This is a genomic window from Rhodosalinus sp. 5P4, from assembly GCF_041365695.1.
In the GTDB taxonomy this organism is placed as follows: domain Bacteria; phylum Pseudomonadota; class Alphaproteobacteria; order Rhodobacterales; family Rhodobacteraceae; genus Rhodosalinus.
The window spans coordinates 292,784-314,466 of record NZ_JBGFSJ010000003.1 but is presented as its reverse complement, the minus strand read 5'-3'; the positions used below and the strand labels follow the sequence as shown (position 1 = coordinate 314,466).

Annotated in this window: 15 protein-coding genes and 1 riboswitch; of the genes, 10 read left to right on the top strand and 5 right to left on the bottom strand. The window is 70.9% G+C overall.

The window, feature by feature from the left end:
- Positions 1–22: 22 nt before the first annotated feature.
- From AB6A69_RS07090 to AB6A69_RS07080, 3 genes are all read left to right on the top strand, one after another.
- Positions 23–2,728, top strand: a complete 2,706-nt coding sequence (locus AB6A69_RS07090) for a cation-transporting P-type ATPase (protein ID WP_371060242.1) — start codon at positions 23–25, stop codon at positions 2,726–2,728.
- A 70-nt stretch (positions 2,729–2,798) separates the two neighbouring features.
- Positions 2,799–2,902, top strand: a riboswitch (SAM-I-IV-variant riboswitch).
- A 239-nt stretch (positions 2,903–3,141) separates the two neighbouring features.
- Complete coding sequence (locus AB6A69_RS07085) at positions 3,142–3,708, top strand: hypothetical protein (RefSeq protein WP_371060241.1); 567 nt, start codon at positions 3,142–3,144, stop codon at positions 3,706–3,708.
- On the top strand, positions 3,705–4,217 hold the full coding sequence (locus AB6A69_RS07080; protein ID WP_371060240.1) for a hypothetical protein: 513 nt from the start codon (positions 3,705–3,707) through the stop codon (positions 4,215–4,217). The genes AB6A69_RS07085 and AB6A69_RS07080 overlap by 4 nt, the downstream gene beginning before the upstream one ends.
- Positions 4,218–4,581: 364 nt before the next feature.
- Here the strand turns inward: AB6A69_RS07080 and AB6A69_RS07075 are convergent, their stop codons facing one another.
- Positions 4,582–6,171 carry a hypothetical protein gene (locus AB6A69_RS07075; RefSeq protein WP_371060239.1) on the bottom strand — a complete coding sequence of 530 codons (1,590 nt, stop codon included), beginning with the start codon at positions 6,169–6,171 and terminating at the stop codon, positions 4,582–4,584.
- 248 nt (positions 6,172–6,419) lie between these two features.
- Positions 6,420–6,821, bottom strand: coding sequence for a glycosyltransferase (locus AB6A69_RS07070; RefSeq protein WP_371060238.1), 402 nt, complete (start codon positions 6,819–6,821; stop codon positions 6,420–6,422).
- Between the two features lie 961 nt (positions 6,822–7,782).
- Between AB6A69_RS07070 and AB6A69_RS07065 the strand changes: the two genes are divergently transcribed.
- Together AB6A69_RS07065 and AB6A69_RS07060 are read left to right on the top strand one after the other, a co-directional pair.
- A complete protein-coding gene (locus AB6A69_RS07065; RefSeq protein WP_371060237.1) occupies positions 7,783–9,513 on the top strand; it encodes a Hint domain-containing protein in 1,731 nt (576 codons plus the stop codon).
- Between the two features lie 198 nt (positions 9,514–9,711).
- On the top strand, positions 9,712–10,335 hold the full coding sequence (locus AB6A69_RS07060; protein WP_371060236.1) for a Hint domain-containing protein: 624 nt from the start codon (positions 9,712–9,714) through the stop codon (positions 10,333–10,335).
- On the opposite strand, the gene AB6A69_RS07055 is transcribed toward AB6A69_RS07060, so the two are convergent.
- Both AB6A69_RS07055 and AB6A69_RS07050 read right to left on the bottom strand, forming a co-directional pair.
- Complete coding sequence (locus tag AB6A69_RS07055; RefSeq protein WP_371060235.1) at positions 10,308–10,922, bottom strand: NTP transferase domain-containing protein; 615 nt, start codon at positions 10,920–10,922, stop codon at positions 10,308–10,310. The genes AB6A69_RS07060 and AB6A69_RS07055 overlap by 28 nt on opposite strands.
- 56 nt (positions 10,923–10,978) lie before the next feature.
- Positions 10,979–13,387: an FAD-dependent oxidoreductase gene (locus AB6A69_RS07050; RefSeq protein WP_371060234.1), complete on the bottom strand. Its 2,409-nt coding sequence runs from the start codon at positions 13,385–13,387 to the stop codon at positions 10,979–10,981.
- Between the two features lie 211 nt (positions 13,388–13,598).
- On the opposite strand from AB6A69_RS07050, the gene AB6A69_RS07045 reads away from it, so the two are divergent.
- The 5 genes from AB6A69_RS07045 to hflX all read left to right on the top strand — a co-directional run bounded on the left by AB6A69_RS07045 (position 13,599) and on the right by hflX (position 20,710).
- Positions 13,599–16,019 (top strand): FAD-dependent oxidoreductase, encoded by a 2,421-nt coding sequence (locus tag AB6A69_RS07045; protein ID WP_371060233.1) that lies wholly within the window; start codon positions 13,599–13,601, stop codon positions 16,017–16,019.
- 93 nt (positions 16,020–16,112) lie between these two features.
- On the top strand, positions 16,113–17,489 hold the full coding sequence (gene trkA / locus AB6A69_RS07040) for a Trk system potassium transporter TrkA (RefSeq protein WP_371038333.1): 1,377 nt from the start codon (positions 16,113–16,115) through the stop codon (positions 17,487–17,489).
- Between the two features lie 7 nt (positions 17,490–17,496).
- Positions 17,497–19,011 (top strand): TrkH family potassium uptake protein, encoded by a 1,515-nt coding sequence (locus AB6A69_RS07035; protein ID WP_371038334.1) that lies wholly within the window; start codon positions 17,497–17,499, stop codon positions 19,009–19,011.
- A gap of 168 nt (positions 19,012–19,179) precedes the next feature.
- Positions 19,180–19,419 carry an RNA chaperone Hfq gene (gene hfq / locus AB6A69_RS07030; RefSeq protein WP_371038335.1) on the top strand — a complete coding sequence of 80 codons (240 nt, stop codon included), beginning with the start codon at positions 19,180–19,182 and terminating at the stop codon, positions 19,417–19,419.
- 16 nt (positions 19,420–19,435) lie between these two features.
- On the top strand, positions 19,436–20,710 hold the full coding sequence (hflX, locus tag AB6A69_RS07025; protein ID WP_371060232.1) for a GTPase HflX: 1,275 nt from the start codon (positions 19,436–19,438) through the stop codon (positions 20,708–20,710).
- Positions 20,711–20,731: 21 nt separating this feature from the next.
- Here hflX and AB6A69_RS07020 read toward each other — a convergent pair whose 3' ends face one another.
- Positions 20,732–21,676, bottom strand: coding sequence for a LysR family transcriptional regulator (locus AB6A69_RS07020; protein ID WP_371038337.1), 945 nt, complete (start codon positions 21,674–21,676; stop codon positions 20,732–20,734).
- Between the last annotated feature and the right edge of the window lie 7 nt (positions 21,677–21,683).

Here is a 21,683-nt window from a genome sequence, read left to right as displayed (position 1 = left end):
CGGGAAAGGCGAGGCGCAGCCGATGACCGACACCCGCGAGACCGCCCCGCACGCCCGCCCCGCCGCGGACCTGCTCGACGCGTTCGCGACGGGGCCCGACGGGCTCGGCGCCGGGGAGGCCGCCCGCCGGCTGACCGAGCACGGGCCGAACCGCCTGCCCGAGCCGCCGGCGCCCAACCCGGTGCTGCGGTTCCTGGGGCACTTCCACAACGTGCTGATCTACGTGCTCATCGCCTCCGCCGCGGTGACGGCGGCTTTGCAGCACTGGATCGACACCGGCGTGATCCTCGCCGTGGTGCTCGTCAACGCGGTGATCGGCTACATCCAGGAGGGCCGGGCCGAGCAGGCGATGGCCGCGATCCGGGGGATGCTGGCGCCGCAGTCGACAGTGCTGCGCGACGGGCGGCGCACGAGCCTCGACGCGGCCGGGCTCGTGCCGGGCGACATCGTTCTGGTCGAGGCGGGCGACCGCGTGCCCGCGGATCTGCGGCTGATCGCGGCGCGCGGGCTCAAGGCCGAGGAGGCGGTGCTGACGGGCGAGTCGGTCCCCGTCGACAAGGGCACCGCGCCCGTCGCGGCGGAGGTGTCCCTGGGCGACCGCAGCCCGATGCTCTTTTCGGGCACGCTCGTGGCGGCCGGGGCGGGGCGCGGCGTCGTGGTGGCCACCGGGGCCGACACGCAGATCGGCCGGATCAGCGGCATGCTGGGCCGCGTGGAGACGCTGACCACCCCGCTGGTGGCGCAGATGGACCGCTTCGCGCGCTGGCTCACGCTCTTCATCCTGATCGTGGCCGGCGCGCTGCTGAGCTACGGCTATTTCGTGGACCACCTGCCGTTTTCCGAGCTTTTCATGGCGGTGGTGGGCCTATCGGTCGCGGCGATCCCCGAGGGGCTGCCGGCGGTGCTGACCATCACGCTGGCGGTGGGCGTGCAGGCGATGGCGCGGCGCAACGCCATCGTCCGCCGGCTGCCGGCGATCGAGACGCTGGGCTCGGTCTCGGTGATCTGCTCGGACAAGACCGGCACGCTGACCCGCAACGAGATGATGGCGGCGACGCTGGCGGCGGCGGGCCGGGTCTACTCGGTGGGCGGCAGCGGTTACGCCCCCGAGGGCGCGGTGCGCTGGCGCGAGGCGGACGCCCATCCCGACGAGCACGCGGTTCTGACCGAGATCGCCCGCGCGGCGGCGCTTTGCAACGACGCGCGGCTGCGCGGCGCGGAGGATGGCTGGCACGTCGAGGGCGACCCGATGGAGGGCGCGCTCATCGCGCTTGCCGGCAAGATCACCGGCGACGGGGCCGAGCCCCTGCGCGCGTGGCGGCGCGCCGACGCGATCCCCTTCGACGCGGCGCACCGCTACATGGCGACGCTGCATCACGGCCGGGGCGGCGAGGCCTGCATCCACGTCAAGGGCGCGCCCGAGGCGGTGCTCGCGCTCTGCGCCGACCAGCGCGCGCCCGACGGGGGAGTGGCGCCCCTCGACGCCGGGCACTGGAGCGACGAGGTCGAGGCGCTGGCCGCGGAAGGCCAGCGGGTGATCGCCGTCGCGGCGCGCCCGGCGCCGCGGGAGATGGAAACCCTGGAAAGCGCCGATCTCGAGGGGCGCCTCACGCTGATCGGGCTGATCGGGTTGATCGACCCGCCGCGCGCGGAGGCCATCGAGGCGGTGGCCGAGTGCCACGCCGCGGGCATCCGCGTGAAGATGATCACCGGCGATCACGCGGCGACGGCGCGCGCCATCGCGGCCAGGATCGGTCTGACGAACCACGACCGCGTACTCACCGGCGCCGATCTCGAGGCGATGGACGACGCCGCGCTCGCCGACATGGTGGTGGAGACCGACATCTTCGCGCGCACCTCTCCCGCGCACAAGCTGCGCCTCGTCACCGCGCTGCAGGCGCGCGGGCTCACCGTGGCGATGACCGGCGACGGGGTGAACGACGCGCCCGCGCTCAAGCGCGCCGACGCCGGCATCGCGATGGGGCTCAAGGGCAGCGAGGCGGCGAAGGAGGCCGCCGAACTGGTGCTGGCCGACGACAATTTCGCGTCCATCGCGGCGGCGGTGCGCGAGGGGCGCACGGTCTACGACAACATCAAGAAGGTGATCAGCTGGACCCTGCCCACCAACGCGGGCGAGGCGATGACGATCATCCTGGCGCTCTTCGCGGGCCTCGCGCTGCCGATCACGGCGGTGCAGATCCTGTGGGTGAACCTGGTCACGGCCGTGACCCTGGGCATCGCGCTGGCGTTCGAGCCGTCCGAGCCCGGCACCATGCGCCGCCCGCCGCGCCCGCGCGGCGAGCCGCTGCTGACCGGCGGGCTGATCTGGCAACTCGTGCTGGTCTCGGGGCTCTTTCTCGCCGCGGTCTTCGGCGTCTTTCTCTACGCGACCGACCGGGGGTACCCGGTCGAGCTGGCGCAGACGATGGCGATGAACACGCTCGTCGTCCTCGAGATCTTCTACCTCTTCTTCATCCGCAACATCCACGGCGCCTCGCTGCGCCTGTCGGCGCTGCTGGGCACCCGGGTCGTCTGGATCAGCGTTCTGACCGTGACCGGCCTTCAAGTCGCCATCACCTACTTGCCGCCGTTGCAGCGGATCATGGGGACCGCGCCGGTGCCGCTGGCCGACGGCGTGATCATCGTGGCGATCGGCGCGGTCTTCTTCGCCCTGATCGAGACCGAGAAGCAGATGCGGCTCGCCTTCCGGGCGCCGGCCGCGGGATGACCCGCGCGCCCCGACGAGACCGGGGCGCAAGGATTGGGGTTGCGCGACGATTCGCGAATGAGGTAATGTGCGCGTGCATCATGAGTGGGGCGCGAGCCTCCGCCAACCTGCCGACCCCGGCAAGGTGGCTGCCCGCAAGGCGATGTGGCCGACACGGCAACGAAGGGGGGCGTTTCCTTCTCCTGATGCAAATGATTGCCGGCCCCGTGCCGTCGGGACCGCCGCGCGCATGCGGCGCCCTCGGCCGATCGGGGCCGCGCACCCACCGCGACGCCGGCGCGCGCCGCCGGGTCGCCCAGCCAGAAGGAGGCCATGATGGCCAGACACCAGACCCCGGAACCGCCCTGACGCCGCCCGATCCGCAGCGCTTCGGACTTGCGTCCTTCCTCGCATTGCTGCCGGGCCGGGACCCCTTGCCCGGCCAGTCGCCGGCCGCGTTCCCCGCCTTCGAGGCGGGGCTTCTGCGCGCGCTGGCGCCCGTCACGCCCTACGAGGCGGTGATCGCGGAAAACCTGATCGCGATCGAGTGGGACATGCTGCAGCACCGACGGATGCGCGACCGCGTCCTTGCGCGCCAGGTCGAGCACAAGATCACGGAGGCCGTCGTCGAGGCCTGCCACGCCCGCCACGAGGCGCATCTCGACCAAGTCTGGGACGCGTGGATCGAGGCCGGCAAGTCCGAGGAGGATTTCCAGGAAACGCCGTTCGACCGGCCGGGCGCCCTGAGCGAGGCGACCGAGCTCGCGGCGCGCGCGGTGTCGCGCGACGCCGAGACCGTGGCCGCGGCGGAGGCCGAGATCGCGGCGCTCGGACTGGACATGGTCGCGCTGATGGCCGAGTTCTGGCAGGCCGGCGAGGTCGCAACACGCTTCCATGACCGCAAGATCGCAGAGCTCGAGCCGCGCTGCCGCGAGGTGAAGCGGGATCTCGACGCGCTTCAGGCCGCCCGCCCGATCGAGGCGGTCGCGGAGGTGTCGTGACCAGCGCGCGCCAGGTCGCCGCCAACCGGCGGAACGCGCAGCGGAGCACCGGGCCGCGCTCCGCGTCGGGCAAGGCACGGGCATCGGGCAACGCCCGGCGCCACGGGCTGACCGCGGCGCCCGCGCCCGAGGCGGTGCAACGATGGCTCACGGTGATCCTCGATCGCACGGAACTGCCCGCCGCGGCGGCCTTCCGGGAGGAGGAGGGGCTCTCCCGCGCGCTGGTGCTCGCGCCGGCGGAAGCGCGGGTCGCCGGGCTGGAGGCCCGGCTGGCGGCGTTGGCCGGCGGGCCCGGTCACGCGCCCGGCGTCGAGGACGCGATGGTGCTCGTCGGTCGCAAGGTGACCGAAACGTGGATCGACGGCCAGCTCGTCGAGACCCGCGTCCGCGAGAAACATGCGCCGGAGAGCGAACTCGCCCGGCGCTACCTGCGCGAAGCCTTGGGCGCGCGGAAACGCGCGTTCCGGGGCTGGGTGGACTGGCTGCGCCAGGCGGGCGTTCCGGCATAACGCGCGGTTTTCCGAAACGAAGCCATTCCGGGCGCGCCCTCGGGAGGTCGTGCGACGGGCGGCGGACACCTGGCGCGTCGCGTCAGTTTTCCGAAACGAAGCGGTTCCGACAATGCCCTCGTTCCAGCGCTAAAAGGTCGTATCGGAGCGGTGCCTGTCAAGCGCGGAAGGGTCCGATCGCGGCTCGTTGGGCCGGTTTCCCGGAACGCAGCCATTCGCGCGTGACCCCTCACAGGGCGCCCGCCCCGGGTAGGAGGTTTTGCGTTCTCGATCACACGATGCACCGCCCGCCACTTGTTATCCCGCGACCGCAGACATAGCTGCTGCAGGACGCCGCGCGTCGGTCCTGTGAACGCGGCACGCCTCACGGCCTGATAACGGGCACCTCGCGCAGCACGGGCCGGCCGTCGGGCAACGCGTCCACCGGATAGCGCACGCCGCGCAAGGCGCCATCCGGGCCGCGCCGCCGTCCCGCGGCATCGTACCGGGTGTCGCCCGAGGCCCGCGACCGGGTCCATCCCAGCAGGCTGCCGTCCGCGCCGTAGCGGTAGACATCCGTCCAGTCGGTGACCGGGAAGAGTGCCGGGTCGGCGTAGACGCCGTCGGGGGCCGCCCGCACGATCCGCGCGATCCTCTGGCCGCCGTCGGGCGCGGGTTCGTAGACGCGCGCCTCGTGGGCGGGCAGCAGCACCGACACGAAGCCCGGCGCGCTGTCGTGCACGCCGTTCGAGGCGAAGACCCCGATGTCGATCCGCGGCGAGAGGACATCGTCGCGCCCGGGCACCGGGCGGGGGGGCTGCCACTCCAGCGTGATCCGGGCGCGTCGGCCCGCGGCGTCGAGCGGCTCGATCCGCGTGCGCGCCGGGTCGCCGCGCAGGAGCGACCAGGTGAACCGCAGCGGCCGGCCGTTCGGATCGCGGGTCTTCGCGGCGGAGACGATCATGCTGCGCCGCCAGACCGGCGCGCGCCAGACACGCGCGATGGCCGAGGGCGTGTCGAAGAGCCGCTCGCCCAGCCCCTCGCCGAAGACATCCACGCCCGGGCGGGCCTCGGTCTCCGCGTCCACCTCGAGGCGGACCATGGGCGGCACGGCGTCGGGCGCGATGGCATTCGCGAGCGCCACCATGCCGGAGAGGTTGATGTCCCCGGCAGCGAAGACCGTGGGATGGGCGCGGCCGGTCAGGTAGGTCTCCCGGCGCAGGATGCCCAGCCGCGCGCGCCGGTAGACCATCTGCACCGTGGGCGCGACGAGCCCGGCGCGCTGCAGCGCCGCCTTCGTGTCGGGGCGGAACGCCGCGAGGATCATCGCGAGCGCCTCGAGATGCGGGCGGTCCGACCCGGAGGAGCCCTGCGAGACCAGACAGTAGGGCGTGTTGGCTGGAAAGAGGTCGCCGTGCTCGGGGTCGTGATCCCTGTGTTCGGGAAAGACCCGGAGCGCCCCCGAGGCGTAGACCCGGAAGAGACGATGCGCGCCGTCGGGCCGGGTCAGCGCGGCGCGGGGCAGGGAGCGCCAGAACGGGGTTCCGACCAGCGCCATGGAGCAGTTGCCGATAAGCGGCGCGTCGAAGAGCACGCGCAGCCCGAGGCCGCGCGCCAGACCGTCGTCCTGCGCCGCCTCGTCATAGACCGTCGCGGTCAGCTGCGGGTGGTCGCCGGCCGGAAGGCTGGAGTGCCCGCCGTCCAGGTTGTCGTAAAGGTCGCCGTGGTTGCCCGCCGCGGCGCCCGACGCGAAGAGCGCCGCGAGGCGCCGGTGCGCGGGTGTGCGCGCCTCAGGATCGACGACCGCCGCGCGTCTTTCGTCGAAGGCGACGCGGGCGAGCAGCCAGCCGCCCGGCTCCAGCCGTTCGAGCGCGGCGCGGCGCACCTCGAGCCGGCCCTCGCGCGCGACGAGGCCAGGGCCGCGCCCGCGCAGCTCGGCCCGCGCGCTCAGCGGCGCGAGGGCGAGGGCCGTCACCAGGGCTCGGCGGGACAGACGGGGCATGGCGCGGTCTCGGTCCTTGTTCCGGGCGCGGTTCGCGGGGCGCGCCGACGCGCCGGGCCGCGTCGGCTCGTGCGGGAGGTGCGTTTCGGGCCGTGCCCGCCGCCGCGCCGGGCGCGCGCCGGGTGCGGGCCCCTCCCACCGTCACGAAGCTGGCCGAAGACCATGCCCGGACGCAAGGGCCGGGAAATGCCGCAGGCTGCCGCGCGCCCGCCGCGCCCCTATCAGGACCGCTGGCGTCGGGCGTGACCGGACCGGGCGGGCGGTGCCGCGTCGGAGGGGCGGGTCTCGCGCGCGCCCCGATGCCCGTCGTGGATGAAGTCGCGCAGCGACGCGATGAGGCGTTCGTCGGCGTAGGTCGGCAGCGCGTCCGCCGCGGCGTCCTGGCGATCCTGTGCGACGAGCCGGTCGAGGATCTTCGGGATATCCGCTTCGCTCGCGGCGACGGTCAGGCCGCTGCGCTGGCCCAGATGCCACACGGTCGCGACCTGGTGATCGTTCCTCTGCTCTCCGTATTGCGCGCGCCGCGCGAGCACGACGAGCGGTTTGGAGAGGGTCAGGGACGTGATGATCGTGCCCATGCCCGCGTGGCTGACGATCACGGTCGCCTGTTTCGCCTTCGCCACGAACTCCTGCGGCGTGATCCGCTCCTCGAAGGTGAAGGAAGCGGGCGGTAGCTGTTCGGTCCCAGGCAGCCGACCTGCCCGAAAACCGGCAGGTCGGCGGAGGTCTCCGCGCACCATTCGTGCACCGCCCGGGTCAGGCCGTCGAAGGGAAGCTGCGTGCCGCGCTACCGGGGATTGCGCCTCGGGGCCGCGGCGCGACAAGCCGCTCCGCGGGCGTTCGTGAAGAACTTCGCCGGGATGGCGCGGCGGATTCTTCGCGGCCGCGCGCCGTAAATCCTTCGCTGCGTCCGCGACAGCCACGCGCCGCGGACCGCTCCGCCCGGACGCGGCGTGGAAGAGGCCTGCGCGGCCTTGCCGGCGCATGGGTCGCGGAGCTTCCATGCAGCTGGCGTGTGATCGCGGCGGTCGTTCCAGCCTGCAGGACGGAAGCCTCGGGATCGATTCGCGCGGACGCCGCGGCCGCTGTGGCCAATGGCGCGCGCACCGGGCAATTGATGGGCCCGCGCAAACAGTGGCGGGCGCGCGCGTTGCCCATGTTCCGCCACATTCTAATTTTCCGATTGTTCACTAATCAGAACCAATCTTTGCAGTATACCCGAACGCATCGGTCGGTCCGGCGCGTGATTACCCGACGAAACGGAAATTATGATGGGTCGGGAGGCTCTTCGTATACCGTGGGGGAAACAATGCGGTCCTGTTGCCAGGGGGTGCGACCGCGAAAATCATGGCGAGTAAGCCATTCCGTGACCCCTTTCTTGCCGTTTTTGCGTTTGGGATCGGGGCTGCGCCTTCTACAGTCGCCTTGCGAGGGTCGCGTTGCCCGGGCATGCCCTGCGAGCGGCGCGTGACATGGAACGCCCGAAGGCCGTCAGCGCGCTGCGTTGCGACCCGGGCGCGGACAGGAAAGCAGGGCGAGCGACGTCCATCGTAAGGATGGGTCGAGAGGGAAAGGTGACGGGCAATGCCCGAACGCGTATTGAGTTGGACATCGCTTGGACCGGCCGCGGAGGCTTCCGGGGAAACGAAATCGGTCGACCTCGACGGTGTCGCCGTCAAGATCGGCTTTGGCCGTGCCCCCGCGACCGCACCGGCGGAAGCCGGATCGAAGGCATTCGGTCCCGCGCATGGAGACGCCTTCGACCGGGGCTCATGCGTCGCGCTGTCTGGCCACCCGGGGTCCGAACACACGGCGGGTGGGGCCATCGCCACTTTCGATTTCACCGCCACCGACCCTGCCTTCGGGCCCGAGGTCGAGAACGTGTGCTTCCGCATCGCGGCCGATGACGGTCGGGGCGGGCTGCCGGGATCTCATGCAGAGCTGGCCAGTGTGCGCGCCTTCGACGCCACGGGCAAGGCCGTTCCGGTGACCGTCACGCCCGGCACGGGCGTGCTGCGGTCCGGCGACCTGCTGACCGGCGCGCAGGATGATGGCGGGGCGGGCCCGGCATCCGCCTCCACGCTGGTGGAAATCCCGGGGCCGGTCGCCCGCATCGAGATCGACGACGCCGACGGCACGGGCGGCGCGAAAGGCATCACGCTGAGCGACATGCATTTCTCGACCCTGCCGCCATGCGCGAACGCCAACGGCTTCGTGGAGGGCACCAAGGGGGACGATCTGATCGACGTCGCCTACACCGGCGACCGTCACGGCGACGTGATCGACGGGGGCGACAACAAGTTTCCCTTCCTCGGGCCCGACGACGACATCGTGAAAGCCCGCGCGGGTGACGATACGGTCCTGGCGGGCGAGGGGAACGACATCGTCGTGGGCGGACGCGGCGACGACGTGCTTCACGGGGAAAGCGGGCACGATCTGCTTTTCGGCGGCGCCGGCGACGATACGCTTTCAGGCGGCAGCGGGGCCGATATCCTGTCCGGCGGTCACGGTCGGGACGTGTTCCGCGACATCACTGACGGCGACAAGATATTCGGCGGCTTCGGCGGAGACGATTTCGACACGCTCGACCTGACGGGCGCGGGTCCGCTGCGGGTGGTGGACACGAGGCCCGACAAGGACGGCAACGGCCTCGACGGACGGGTGGAATTCCTCGACGGGGACGGTGCCGTGGCCGGCAGCGCGAAGTTCTGGAACATCGAGAAGGTGATTCCGTGTTTCACGCCGGGCACGGTCATCGCGACCCCGCGCGGCGAACGGCTGGTCGAGGATCTGAAGGCGGGCGACCGCGTCATCACCCGCGACAACGGCATCCAGGAAATCGCCTGGATCGGCACACAGACGCTGACCGGGCACCAGATTGCCCGGATGCCGCATCTGAGGCCGATTCTCATCGAGGCGGGCGCGCTCGGCAACGGGCTGCCGGAGCGCGACCTCCTGGTCAGCCCGAACCACCGGGTTCTCGTCGCCAACGACAAGACCACCCTCTACTTCGACGAGCGGGAGGTGCTGGCCGCGGCCAAGCATCTGACCGGGCTCTCCGGGGTGCAGGAGGTCGGAACGCTGGGGGTGACCTACCTGCACTTCATGTTCGAGCACCACGAGGTGGTGCTGTCGAACGGGGCGTGGACGGAAAGCTTCCAGCCCGGCGATTACACTTTGAAAGGCATTGGAAACGCCCAGCGTAACGAAATCCTCGAACTTTTCCCGGAGCTTGCGACAAATAGCGCAGATGGCGATTTCCGGGCGGCGCGCCGCACGCTGAAGAAGCACGAGGCGCGGCTGCTGCAGGACTGACTTGCGGCCGGGGCCGGCACCGGCTCCGGGGTCTGCCGAGGGACCATCCCGCGGGCGGCACCTTTCCCGAAACGGAAGGGCCCGCCCGGCGCCGGCCGGCAAACGGCCGGCGCCCCATCCTTCCCCGTGGCCGGACAGGTCCGTCCGGGGAGCGTATCATGTCTGGTCCTTCGGGGCCGCGTAAATGGAGTTGAGATCATGCCGTTCGCCATCACCTTCACCGAGACCGGCGAGATCGCGCCGGAATGCCGCGACACCGGTGGTTTCGTCGCCACGTCGCGCGGTGGCGAGGCGCTGGAACGTCTCTCCGTCGGCGTGGAGCTTCTGACCCGCGACGCGGGGCCGCGCAAGATCGTGTGGCTTGGGCGGCGGCTTCTGTCGCGCGACCGGCTGGCGGGAACCCCCGAACTGCGCCCGGTCCGGATCCGGGCGGGGGCGTTCGGGCCGGGCCTGCCGGAGCGCGATCTCGTCGTGTCGCCGCAGACGCGGGTCGCCTTCGCGGACGCGCGCACGCTCAGCTGGTTCGGCCAGCGCGAGGTTCCGGTGGCGGCGATCCACCTGACCTGTTTCGAAGGGGTGGAGCAGGAACCGGCGCGGGACACGACCTACATCCATCCGATGTTCGTCGGCACGCAGTCCATCAATGCCGATGGCGTCTGGCTCGAGGCCGCGCGAGTCGACGACGAGGCGCTGGGCGACCCGTCGAACCCGATGCGCCAGGAACTTCTGCGCCTATACCCCGAACTCGTGACGCTGCGCGGCTGGGCGAGGCCATCGACCCCGGCGCCGGGCGCTCAGTCGGTCCTGTCCGCCGCGCGCTGAGCGCGCCATCGCGCCCAGTCCTCCGGCGTGTCGAGGTCGGTGAGCGCGCGCCGGCCCGGCAGCGCCAGGCGGCGCACGCGGTGCGCCTGCGCGCGCAACACCTCGCGCGCGCCGGTGTCGCCGGTCACGGCCGCGATCGCGGGCAGGCAGTCGGCGGGAAAGAGCACGGGATGGCCCGGCGTGCCGTCTTCGGCCGCACCCTGCCAGATCGCCTCAGGGGCCTTCGCGAACGCGTCCGCCAGCCGCTGCATGTCCTCCTGCCGGATCTCGGGCATGTCCGCGGGCAGGATCATCAGCCCGCGAATGTCGGGCGGCAGCGCCGCGACGCCCGCGCGCAGGGAGGCGGCCATGCCCTGCCGGGCCTCGGGCAGGGCAAGGCAGGTCACGTCGAGCGCGGCGAGCGCCGCCCCGCGCGCTCCGGGCGGCTCCGGCAGGGTGACGATCACGGTGTCCGCCACGGCGCGCGCCCGCCCGGCCAGAAGCGCGAGCAGCGGCCGGCCCTCCACCTCCTCGAGCAGCTTGTCGCGCCCGCGCATGCGGGACGACGCCCCCGCGGCCGGGATCAGGATCGCGAGGCCCCGTGTCATCCGCGTCCCATCGAAGGCAGACACCCCAATTCCCGGCCCGCACCCTGCGCGGGGGTTCAGCCCCGCAGCCGCGCGCCATCGGGATCGAAGAGCGCGTCTTCCAGCATCCGCGCCGGCCGCATCTCGCCCAGGATCTCGATCTCGACTTCCAGCCCCCGCGTCGCCGCCTCGGTGGGGATCAGCCCCAGGGCCACGGCCTTGTCCGCGTGGTGCGAATAGCCGCCCGAGGTGCAGAAGCCGTGGACCTCGCCGCCGATCCAGATCGGCTCGTAGGCGTGGACGTCGGCGTCGAGCGTGTCCACCTCGAAGGGGCGGAGCGTCCGGGCCGCGCCCTCCGCACGCTCGGCCTCGGCGGCGGCGCGGCCGATGAAATCCGCGTTCTTCCGGAACGCGATGAAGCGATCGAGCCCGGTTTCGGCGGCGGTGTAATCGGGCGAGAACTCCGATCCCCAGGAGCCGAAGAACCGGTCGAGGCGGAGCGACATCATCGCGCGCATCCCGAAGGGTTTCATGCCGTGGGGCTGCCCGGCCTCCTGAAGCGCCGACCAGAGCGCGCGCTGCTCCATCGGGTCGCAGTAGATCTCGTAGCCGAGATCGCCGGTGTAGCTCACGCGCTGTACCAGGCAATCGGCCATGCCGACGGTGAGCCGACGCACGTCAAGGAACGCCATGTCCGCGATGTCGCTGCGCGTGCAGGCGGCCAGCACGTCGCGCGCCAACGGCCCCGCGATCTGGAAGCCGTTCAGCCGGTCCGAGACGTTCTCGATCCGCACGCCCTCCGTCTCGTTCATCTGGAACCAGCGCATGTGGAAGGCCTGCGCGCCGTAGCTCGCGGTCAGCTGGAAGCTCTCCTCGTTGAGGCAGGAGACCGTGAAGTCGCCCCAGAGCCGCCCGCGGGGCGAGAGCATCGGTGTGAGCGAGAGCCGCCCGGGTTTCGGGATGCGCCCGGCCATGATCCGGTCGAGCCAGGCGCGCGCGTTCGGCCCCGTCACGAGATACTTGCCGAAGTTGTGGACCTCGTTGATGCCGACCGCTTCGCGAACGGTCTTCACCTCGCGCCGCGTGGCGTCCCAGGCGTTGGAGCGGCGGAAGCTCGGGGTTTCCCAGCGCGGCTCGCCTTCCTCGGCGAAGTAGTTCGCCACCTCGAGCCCGTACTGGTGGCCCCAGACCGCGCCCATGCGATCGAAGATGTCGTACATCGGCGTCTGGCGGAAAGGCCGCGCGGCCGGCAGCTCCTCGTTCGGGTAGGAGACGGAAAAGCGTTTCTGGTAATTCTCGACGACCTTGGGGCGCGTGTAGCCGGGCGTGATCCAGTCGCCGAAGCGGGCGCAGTCCATGGCGAAGGTGTCGCGCTCGCACTCGCCCTCGATCATCCACTGGGCGAGCATCAGCCCCACCCCGCCGCCCTGGCTGAAGCCGGCCATCACGCCGCAGGCGGACCAGTAGTTGCGCATCCCCGGCACCGGGCCCACCAGCGGGTTGCCGTCGGGGGCGAAGGTGAAGGGGCCGTGGATCACCGACTTGACGCCCGCGCGCTCCAGCACGGGGAAGCGGCGATAGGCGAAGGCGATCGACTCCTCGATCTTGTCCAGATCGTCGGGCAGCAGCTCGTGGCCGAAATCCCAGGGCGTCCCGTCCACGGCCCAGGGCTTTGCCTGCTGCTCGTAGAAGCCGATGCAAAGGCCGCGCCCCTCCTGGCGAAGATAGCTTTCGCCCGCCGGGTCCATGACATGGGGATGCTCCTCGTCGCGCTCGTAGATCTCGGGCACCTCGTCGGTGACGATGTACTGGTGCTCCATCGGGTGCAGCGGGAAATAGACACCGGCCATCGCGCCCACCTCGCGCGCCCAGAGGCCGGCGGCGTTCACGAGGTGCTCGGCATGGATCGTGCCCTTGTCGGTCACCACGTCCCAGCTGCCGTCGGCGCGCTGGTTGGTCTCGCGCACCATGCAGTGGGTGACGATCTCGGCGCCGGCCATCCGCGCGGCCTTGGCGTAGGCGTGGGTGGTGCCCGAGGGGTCGAGATGTCCGTCGAGCGGGTCGTAGAGCGCCCCGATGACTCCCTCGAGATTGGTGATGGGCGCGATCTTCCGGATCTCGTCGGGCCCGACGATATGGGTGTCGAGGCCCATGTAACGGTGCTTCGCGCGCTCGGCGAGCAGCATGTCGAAGCGGTCGCGGTCGTCGGCCAGCGTCACGCCGCCCACGTGGTGCAGCCCGCAGGACATGCCGGTGATTTCCTCCAGCTCCTTGTAAAGCCGGATGGTGTAGCCCTGCAGCGCGGCCATGTTGGTGTCGCCGTTGAGCGTGTGAAAGCCCCCTGCCGCGTGCCAGGTGGACCCCGAGGTGAGGTCGGACCGCTCGATCAGCATCACGTCGCTCCAGCCGAGCTTGGTCAGGTGATAGAGCACGCTGCAGCCGACGACGCCGCCGCCGATCACGGCGACACGGGTGGTGGTCTTCATGGGGATCCTCCGCGTTGGCTTTGCGCCACCCTCTGAAGCTGCGGGCCGGATGGCAAGCCCGGCTGCGACACGGAATGTCGCGGATGAGGTGCGGCGCCGGGGGCTGGGGCCGCTTGCGCGAAGGCCCATGGCGACATCGAATGTCGGGTTCCGGCGATCCGCGCGGGTCGGCGCGGTGCAGTCTGGCCGAAACCGCGAAGGAACAGGCCTCATGAGAACCCATGCCCAGGCCGTCGTGATCGGCGGCGGCGTCATCGGATGCTCCATCCTCTACCACCTCGCCAGGGCCGGCTGGACGGACGTCGTGCTGCTGGAGCGCGACGAGCTCACATCGGGTTCCACCTGGCACGCCGCCGCGAACATCCACGGACTGCACGACAACACCAACATAAGCCGCATCCAGCACTACACGATGCAGCTCTACCGCGAGCTGGAACAGGAGACGGGGCAGGGCTGCGGGGTGTTCCAGCCCGGCTCGCTCTACCTCGCCCAGACGGAGGCGCGCGAGCACCAGCTCCGCCTGCAGGCGGCCAAGGCCCGCCTCTACGGCATGAATTTTCACGAAATCGGCCGCGACGAGGCCGAGCGGCTGCACCCGCTCGTCGATTTCGACGGTGTGCGCTGCATCATGTACGAGCCCGACGGCGGCAACGTGGATCCCTCGGGCGTCACCGCCGCCTATGCCGCGGGCGCGCGGGCGCGGGGCGCCGAGATCCACCGCTTCGCCCCCGTCACCGCGACCGAGCAGATGCCCGACGGCACCTGGCTCGTCCGCACGGAGAAGGGCGACATCCGCGCGGACTGGGTGGTGAACGCGGCCGGGCTCTGGGGCCGCGAGGTGGCGCGCATGGCCGGCGTCGAGCTTCCGCTCCAGCCCACCGAGCACCAGTATTTCGTCACCGAGACGATCCCCGAGATCGCCGCCATGGACCGCCGTTTGCCCTCGGTCGCGGACCGGGACGGGGAATACTACCTCCGGCAGGAGGGGCAGGGGCTTCTCGTGGGCGCCTACGAGCGCGACGTGCGGCTCTGGGCCGAGGAGGGCACGCCGCGGGGCTTCGGCCACGAGCTATTCGCCGACGACCTCGAGCGCATCGAGGAGAACATGATGCGCGCGATCGAACGGGTGCCCGCCGTGGGCGAGGCCGGCATCAAGCGCGTGATCAACGGGCCGATGATCTGGTCGCCGGACGCCAACGTGCTGTTCGGCCCGGTGCCGGAGCTGTCGAACTACTTCTGCGCCAACGGCATCATCCCCGGCTTCTCGCAGTCGGGGGGCATGGGGCTGATGGCCGCGCAGTGGATCACCGAGGGCGAGATGCGCCACGACCTCTTCGCCTGGGACGTGGCGCGCTTCGGTGCCTGGGCCGGGCCCGCCTTCACCAGGGCGCGGGTGCGCGACCAGTACGCCCACCGCTTCGCGATCCATTTCCCGAACGAGGAACGCGCGGCCGGCCGTCCGGTGCGCACGCGCCCTGTCTACGAGACGCAGAAGGCGATGGGCGCGGTCTTCGGGCTGAACTACGGCTGGGAGCATCCGCTCTGGTTCGCGGACGCGCCGGGCACGGAGGACACGCTGGGCTTCACGCGGCAGAACTGGTGGGCGCCGGTGGGCGAGGAGGCCCGCACGCTGCGCGAGCGCGCGGGCATCATCGACATATCGAACTTCGCCAAGTACCGCGTCGCCGGACCCGGCGCCCATGATTGGTGCGAGGCGGTCTTCGCCAACCGCATCCCCGCGGAACCCGGCCGCTCCTGCCTTGCGCCGCTGATCGGGAAGCGCGGCGGGATCGCGGGCGACTTCACGGTGACCTGCCTCGCGCCGGAGGAATACTGGATCATCGGCTCGGGGCTGGCCGAGCGCTACCACAGCCGCTTCTTCCGCGAGGTGCCGCTGCCGGCGGGCACCGTCTTCGAGTCCCTTACCGACAGCCATTGCGGCTTCAACGTCGCGGGGCCGGAAAGCCGCGCGCTTCTTCAAAACCTCACAGGCGCCTCGCTCGCCACGCCGGACTTTCCCTTCCTGCGCTCGAAGCGGATCGAGGTCGCGGGCGTCGAGGTGACGGCGCTGCGGGTCTCCTTCACCGGCGATCTCGGCTGGGAGCTGCACTGCCGCGAGGACGACCAGCTCCGCCTCTACGAGGCGCTCCTCGAGGAGGGGCGCGCGCTTGGCGCCGCGCCCGTCGGCTCGCGCGCGCTCATGTCGCTGCGTATCGAGAAGGGCTACGGCTCCTGGGGGCGCGAATACAGCCCGGAATACTGGCCCCAGGAGGTCGGGCTGGAACGGCTCGTGAAGCTCGACAAGCCGTTCCTCAACCGCGACGCCGCCGCCGAGACGATGGGCCGCCCGGCCCGCGAGGCGCTTCGCCTGATCGAGATCGACCACGCCGCGGCAGAGGCCTCGCGGGCCGACGCCACGGGCGGCGAGCCGGTCTTCCACGAAGGCCGCGGCGCGGGCCGCGTGACCTCGGGCGCCTACGGCTACGCGGTCGGGCGCTCGCTCGCCCTGGGCTTCCTCGACGGCGTGGCCCCGGGCGCGGAGGTGGAGGTGATGCTGCTTGGCCGGCCGCACCCGGCCCGCGTGCTGCCGCAGGCCCCGTTCGATCCTCAGGGCGCGCGGCTGAGGGCCTGAGTCCCGGGGACCGCGCCGCGACCGGGGCGAGATTGACCCCGGGCGGGGCTTCTGCCAAGCAGAGGCTTCCGGAAGCAGGGGAGCCCGCTCCACATGAAGGTCATCATCTGCGGTGCGGGGCAGGTCGGCTGGCAGATCGCGCGCCACCTTTCGGGGGAACGCAACGACGTCACGGTGGTGGACAACAACCCGGAGCTGGTGCGCCGCGCGACGGACTCGCTCGACGTGCAGGGCATTGCGGGCTTCGCCTCATACCCCGACATCCTGGAGCGCGCCGGCGCGCGCGACGCGGACATGATCATCGCCGCCACCCATTCCGACGAGGTCAACATGGTGACCTGCCAGGTGGCGCATTCGGTCTTTTCCGTCCCGCGCAAGATCGCTCGGCTGCGGGCCCAGTCCTACATGACGGCGATCTATTCCGACCTCTACCGGCGCGACCACATGCCGATCGACGTGGTCATCAGCCCCGAGCGCGAGGTGGCCGAGGCCGCGCTGCAGCGCCTGTCGGCGCCGTCGACCTTCGACACGGAGACCTTCCTCGACGGCGACGCGCAGCTTCTGGGGCTGCGCATCGGAGAGGCCTGCCCGGTCGTCAACACGCCGCTGCGGCAGTTGACCGACCTCTTCTCCACGCTGCGCGCCGTGGTCGTGGGCGTGCGCCGGGAGGGCACGCTCTTCGCGCCCGAGCCCGGCGACCAGCTCTTTCCGGGCGATCAGGCCTATATCGTCGCCCACGCCAAGGACGTGGGCCGCACGCTCGAGATCTTCGGCAAGGATCACAAGCGCACCGAGCGCGTCGTGCTGATCGGCGGCGGCAATGTCGGGCTGACGGTCGCCCGCGCGCTCGAGGCACGCGCCCAGCGCATCCGCCTGAAGGTGATCGAGCGCGACCGCGCCCAGGCGGAACGCGCGGCGGACGCGCTCGAACGCACCATCGTGCTTTACGGCGACGGTCTCGACGTGGCGCTTCTGCAAGAGGCCAACATCGAACGCGCCGACGCGGTGCTTTGCGTGACCGACGACGACAAGACCAACATGCTCGCCGCGGTGCGCGCGAAGTCGCTGGGCTGCCCGATGGGCATCGCGCTGGTCAACGACCCGACCCTCGAGCCGCTGATGGGCACGCTGGGCGTGGACGCCTACATCAACCCGCGCGCTACCACGGTCAGTTCGATCCTGCGCCATATCCGGCACGGGCGGGTGCGCGGCGTGTATTCCATCGGCGACGCCGAGGCCGAGGTGATCGAGGCGGAGGTTCTGTCGACCTCGCCCCTCGCGGGACAGCGGATCCGCGACATCGACTTTCCCGAGGGCGTCCTCGTCGGCGCGGTCAAGAAGAACGGCGAGGTTCTCAAGCCCACCGGCGGGCTGCGCATAGAGGATGGCGACGTGGTCCTGTTCTTCGCGCTCGCCGGCGACGTGCCCGAGGTGGAGCGCCTGCTCCAGGTCTCGATCGATTTCTTCTGAGCCGGCGATGGGCAGGCTCTACCGTCTTCCGCTTCTTCTGCTGCTGACCGGCGTCGTCGCCCTGTCGATGTACCTTCCCGCGGGGGTGGCGCGGGTGGACGGCGATCACCACGTCGCGCGCACCTTTTTCTATGCCGGCACGCTCGGGCTCATCCTGGTGACGCTCGTGGCCGTGGCGCGCTGGGGTCGCCCGCCCGAGCGCGACACGCTGCGACAGCTGCTGTCGCTGCTCGGCGTGTTCACGCTGCTGCCCGCCGCGATGGCGATCCCCTTCCACGAGGCGGTGCGGACCACGTCCTTCCTCAACGCCTATGTCGAGATGGTATCCTGCCTGACGACGACGGGCGCCACGCTTTTCGAGGATCCCGGCCGGCTGGTGCCCGCACTGCATCTGTGGCGCGCGCAGGTCGGCTGGCTGGGCGGCCTTCTGATCTGGGTGGCCGCCGCGTCGATCCTGGCGCCGCTGAACCTCGGCGGCTTCGAGGTGACCGCCTCGGCCGAGCCGGGGCAGGGCGAGGGCCGCCAGCCGCAGATGCATGCCGCCGCGCCCGCGACGCGGCTTGCGCGGGCCACCGCGGCGCTCGCGCCCGTCTATGTCGGGCTGACCGGCGCGCTCTGGGTGATGCTGATGATCATGGGCGAAACGACGCTGCCCGCGCTGGTGCACGCCATGTCGGTGATGTCCACCTCGGGGATCTCCGCGACCGGGGGGCTCGAGGTCTCGGGCGCGGGGCGCGGCGGCGAGATGGTGATCTTCCTGTTTTTGTTTTTCGCCCTGTCGCGGCTCACCTTTTCCAGCGACACGATCGCCACGCAGCGCACTGGGCTGCACAACGATCCGGAATTCCGCCTCGGGCTTCTGATCGTTCTGGGCGTGCCCCTCGTTCTGTTCCTGCGACACTGGCTCGGGGCCTTCGATTTCGGCGAGGAGGAAAACCTGGGCGCCGTGCTGCGGGCGCTCTGGGGCGCGATCTTCACCGTGTTGTCGTATCTGACCACCACCGGCTTCATGAGCGCGGACTGGGACGCCGCGCAGAACTGGTCGGGGCTGGAGACGACCGGACTCATCCTGCTCGGGCTCGCGCTCGTGGGGGGCGGCGTGGCCACCACGGCGGGCGGGGTCAAGCTTCTGCGGGTCTACGCGCTCTATCTCAACGGGATGCGCGAGGTGGAAAGGCTTGTTCATCCCTCCTCGGTCGGTCGTGCGAGCGTCTTCTCCCGACGGCTGCGGCGCCGCGGGGCCTTCGTGGCGTGGATCTTCTTCATGCTCTTCGCGCTGAGCCTCGCGCTCGTGACGGTCGTGTTCGCCGCGCTCGGCTCCGGTTTCGAGGAGGCGCTGGTGCTGACCATCGCGGCGCTTTCGACCACCGGGCCGCTCGTCACCTCCGCGCTCGAGACGCCCATCTCGCTCGCCATGCTGCCGGGGGCGGCCAAGCTCGTCTTCTGCGCGGCCATGGTGCTCGGCCGTTTCGAGATGCTCGCCATCATCGCCCTGATCACGCCGGAACTCTGGCGACGGTGAGCGCGCCGCGGCTGGCGGCGGCGCTCGCCCGGATTGGGGCTGGAAACTCCGGGTCATGCAAGACATACTCCGGGCGGGAAAGTGCGCCCGGGCCTCGCGGGGCGGTTGCGCGTGGCCCGATGGAACGGCAACAGAGCAAAAGACCGAAAGAAAACAGGGCAAGAATTCATGGCATCGGACCGACAAAATCTCCAGGACGCCTTTCTCAACCATGTGCGCAAGACCAAGGTTCCGGTGACGGTCTTCCTGATAAACGGCGTGAAGCTTCAGGGCGTGATCACCTGGTTCGACAATTTCTGCGTGCTTCTGCGCCGCGACGGGCAATCGCAGCTCGTCTACAAGCACGCGATTTCCACGGTGATGCCGGCCCAGCCCATCAACCTTTACGACGGCGACGAAAATAGCTGACACCTCGCAAAGCGGGATGACCCCGGCCGCGGTGCTTCATCCGGATATCCGTACGGAGCCTGTGCGCCGCGAGCCCGTCCACGCGCTGGAAGAGGCCGTGGCGCTTGCCGCCGCGCTGCCGGGGCTCGACGTCGAGTGGTCCGAGATCGTGCGGCTGCCCAAGGCCCATCCCGGCACGCTCTTCGGGTCCGGCAAGATCGAGGAGCTTGGCCGGCGCTTCACGGAGGACGGCATCGAGCTTGTCCTGATCGACGGGCCGGTGACGCCCGTGCAGCAGCGCAACCTCGAACGTGCCTGGAAGGTGAAACTCCTCGACCGGACGGGGCTGATCCTCGAGATCTTCTCCGACCGCGCCGCGACGCGGGAGGGTGTCCTGCAGGTCGAGATGGCGGCGCTGTCCTACCAGCGCACGCGGCTCGTGCGCGCTTGGACCCACCTCGAGCGTCAGCGCGGCGGCCTCGGATTCGTGGGCGGCCCGGGCGAGACCCAGATCGAGGCCGACCGACGCGCCATCGACGAACAGCTCGTGCGTCTGCGCCGCCAGCTCGACAAGGTGGTGAAGACGCGCACGCTGCACCGCGCGGCGCGCGCCAAGGTGCCCTATCCGATCGTGGCGCTGGTGGGCTACACCAACGCCGGCAAGTCGACGCTTTTCAACCGCCTGACAGGCGCGGAGGTGATGGCGAAGGACATGCTCTTCGCCACGCTCGATCCCACCATGCGCGCGATCCGCCTGCCGGACGGGCCCGAAGTGATCCTGTCGGACACGGTGGGATTCATCTCCGACCTGCCGACGGAACTCGTCGCGGCCTTCCGCGCCACGCTCGAAGAGGTGCTGGAGGCCGATCTCATCGTGCATGTGCGCGACATCTCGCACCCCGAGACCGAGGAGCAGGCGCGCGATGTCCGCACCATCCTCGAGGATCTGGGCGTCGTGGAAACGACCCCGCAGATCGAGGTCTGGAACAAGCTCGACCGGATGGCGCCGCCGGCCGTGGACGCCGCGCGCGCCGCGGCGGCGCGGAAACCGGGCGTGGCGATGATCTCGGCCTGGACGGGCGAGGGGCTCGAGGCGCTGACGCAGATGATCTCCCGCGCGCTGGAAGGCGAGCGGCGGACGGAGCGGGTGGATCTGGGGTTCGACGACGGCCGCCGCCGGGCGTGGCTTTTCGACAAGGGTCTCGTCACCGGCGAGACGCAGGACGAAGAGGGCTACCACATCGACGTGCGCTGGAGCCCGCGTCACGCGGCGCAGTTCCGCGCCATGGCAGAGCGAGACCGGCAGGGCTGAGGCCCGGTCGTTCCGGCACGGTCACCCCGTCTCGAAACCGAGCCGCGCCAGCGGGTTGCGGTACCCTTCCGACCACTGCAAGAGCCCGCGGGCGAGCCGGCCGGCGGGTCCGTCCTCGGGGTCGCTTTCGCGCATCACGGCCCACCAGTCGAGCGCGACATCCTCCTCGCCCACGGGCCGGGTGACGAGCGTTCCGTCTTTCACCTCGGGCTCCACCGCCCAGCGGCTGAAGAGGCCGACGCCGAAGCCCGCGCGGAGAAGGTCGATGACGGCCTCCGGCGTGGGCATCTGCGTGACGTTGCGCATCGGCGCGTTCGGCCGGCCGATCAGCGTTTCCCATTCGAACCCGGGTTCGGCGGAAATCGGGTAGCTGAAGAGCCGGTCGCCGGCGACGGCGTGGCTGTCCACGATCTCCGCCGCGGCGAGGCGGTGCGTGGGGGCCATGGCCGCCACCAGCGGATCCGCGCCCAGCAGATACCAGCGCAGCCGGGGCAGGGCCGACGGGCGGCCGTAGACCGTGACGACGTCCACCGCACCCTCGGCGAGGCTGGCGAAGGGCCGCGCCGTCGCCTGGCCTGAAAGATCCACGGTCAGATCCGGCTCGTGCGTGGCGAGGAAGCTCAGGAAATCGGGAAGCCAGTGATACCGGCTGTAGGTCGCCTGGCCGAGCCGGACGAGCCGACGGTCGCCCGCGCGCTCGGCCGCGATCTCGCGCTCGATGCGGGCGAGTTCGCCGAGGCTGCGCGCAGCGAAGTCCCTCAGCCGCTCGCCCTCGGGCGTGAGGTGTAGCCGGCCCCCCGCGCCACGCCGCGTGAGCGGCGCGCCCAGCCGTCGCTCGGCCTCTCGCAGGCGGTGCGACACGGCGGATTGAGTCACGCCGAGCCGTGCCGCGGTCGCGGTGAGCGTGCCTGTTTCGGCCAGCGTTTCCAGCACGGCGAGATGATGAAGATTGAGACGGGGCAGCATCCGGGAA

Coding starts and splice junctions, on each gene's coding strand:
- AB6A69_RS07090 (WP_371060242.1), top strand. CDS start 23: ATGACCGACACCCGCGAGACCGCCCCGCACGCCCGCCCCGCCGCGGAC.
- AB6A69_RS07065 (WP_371060237.1), top strand. CDS start 7,783: ATGCCCGAACGCGTATTGAGTTGGACATCGCTTGGACCGGCCGCGGAG.
- AB6A69_RS07060 (WP_371060236.1), top strand. CDS start 9,712: ATGCCGTTCGCCATCACCTTCACCGAGACCGGCGAGATCGCGCCGGAA.
- AB6A69_RS07055 (WP_371060235.1), bottom strand. CDS start 10,922: ATGACACGGGGCCTCGCGATCCTGATCCCGGCCGCGGGGGCGTCGTCC.
- AB6A69_RS07050 (WP_371060234.1), bottom strand. CDS start 13,387: ATGAAGACCACCACCCGTGTCGCCGTGATCGGCGGCGGCGTCGTCGGC.
- AB6A69_RS07045 (WP_371060233.1), top strand. CDS start 13,599: ATGAGAACCCATGCCCAGGCCGTCGTGATCGGCGGCGGCGTCATCGGA.
- trkA (WP_371038333.1), top strand. CDS start 16,113: ATGAAGGTCATCATCTGCGGTGCGGGGCAGGTCGGCTGGCAGATCGCG.
- AB6A69_RS07035 (WP_371038334.1), top strand. CDS start 17,497: ATGGGCAGGCTCTACCGTCTTCCGCTTCTTCTGCTGCTGACCGGCGTC.
- hfq (WP_371038335.1), top strand. CDS start 19,180: ATGGCATCGGACCGACAAAATCTCCAGGACGCCTTTCTCAACCATGTG.
- hflX (WP_371060232.1), top strand. CDS start 19,436: ATGACCCCGGCCGCGGTGCTTCATCCGGATATCCGTACGGAGCCTGTG.
- AB6A69_RS07020 (WP_371038337.1), bottom strand. CDS start 21,676: ATGCTGCCCCGTCTCAATCTTCATCATCTCGCCGTGCTGGAAACGCTG.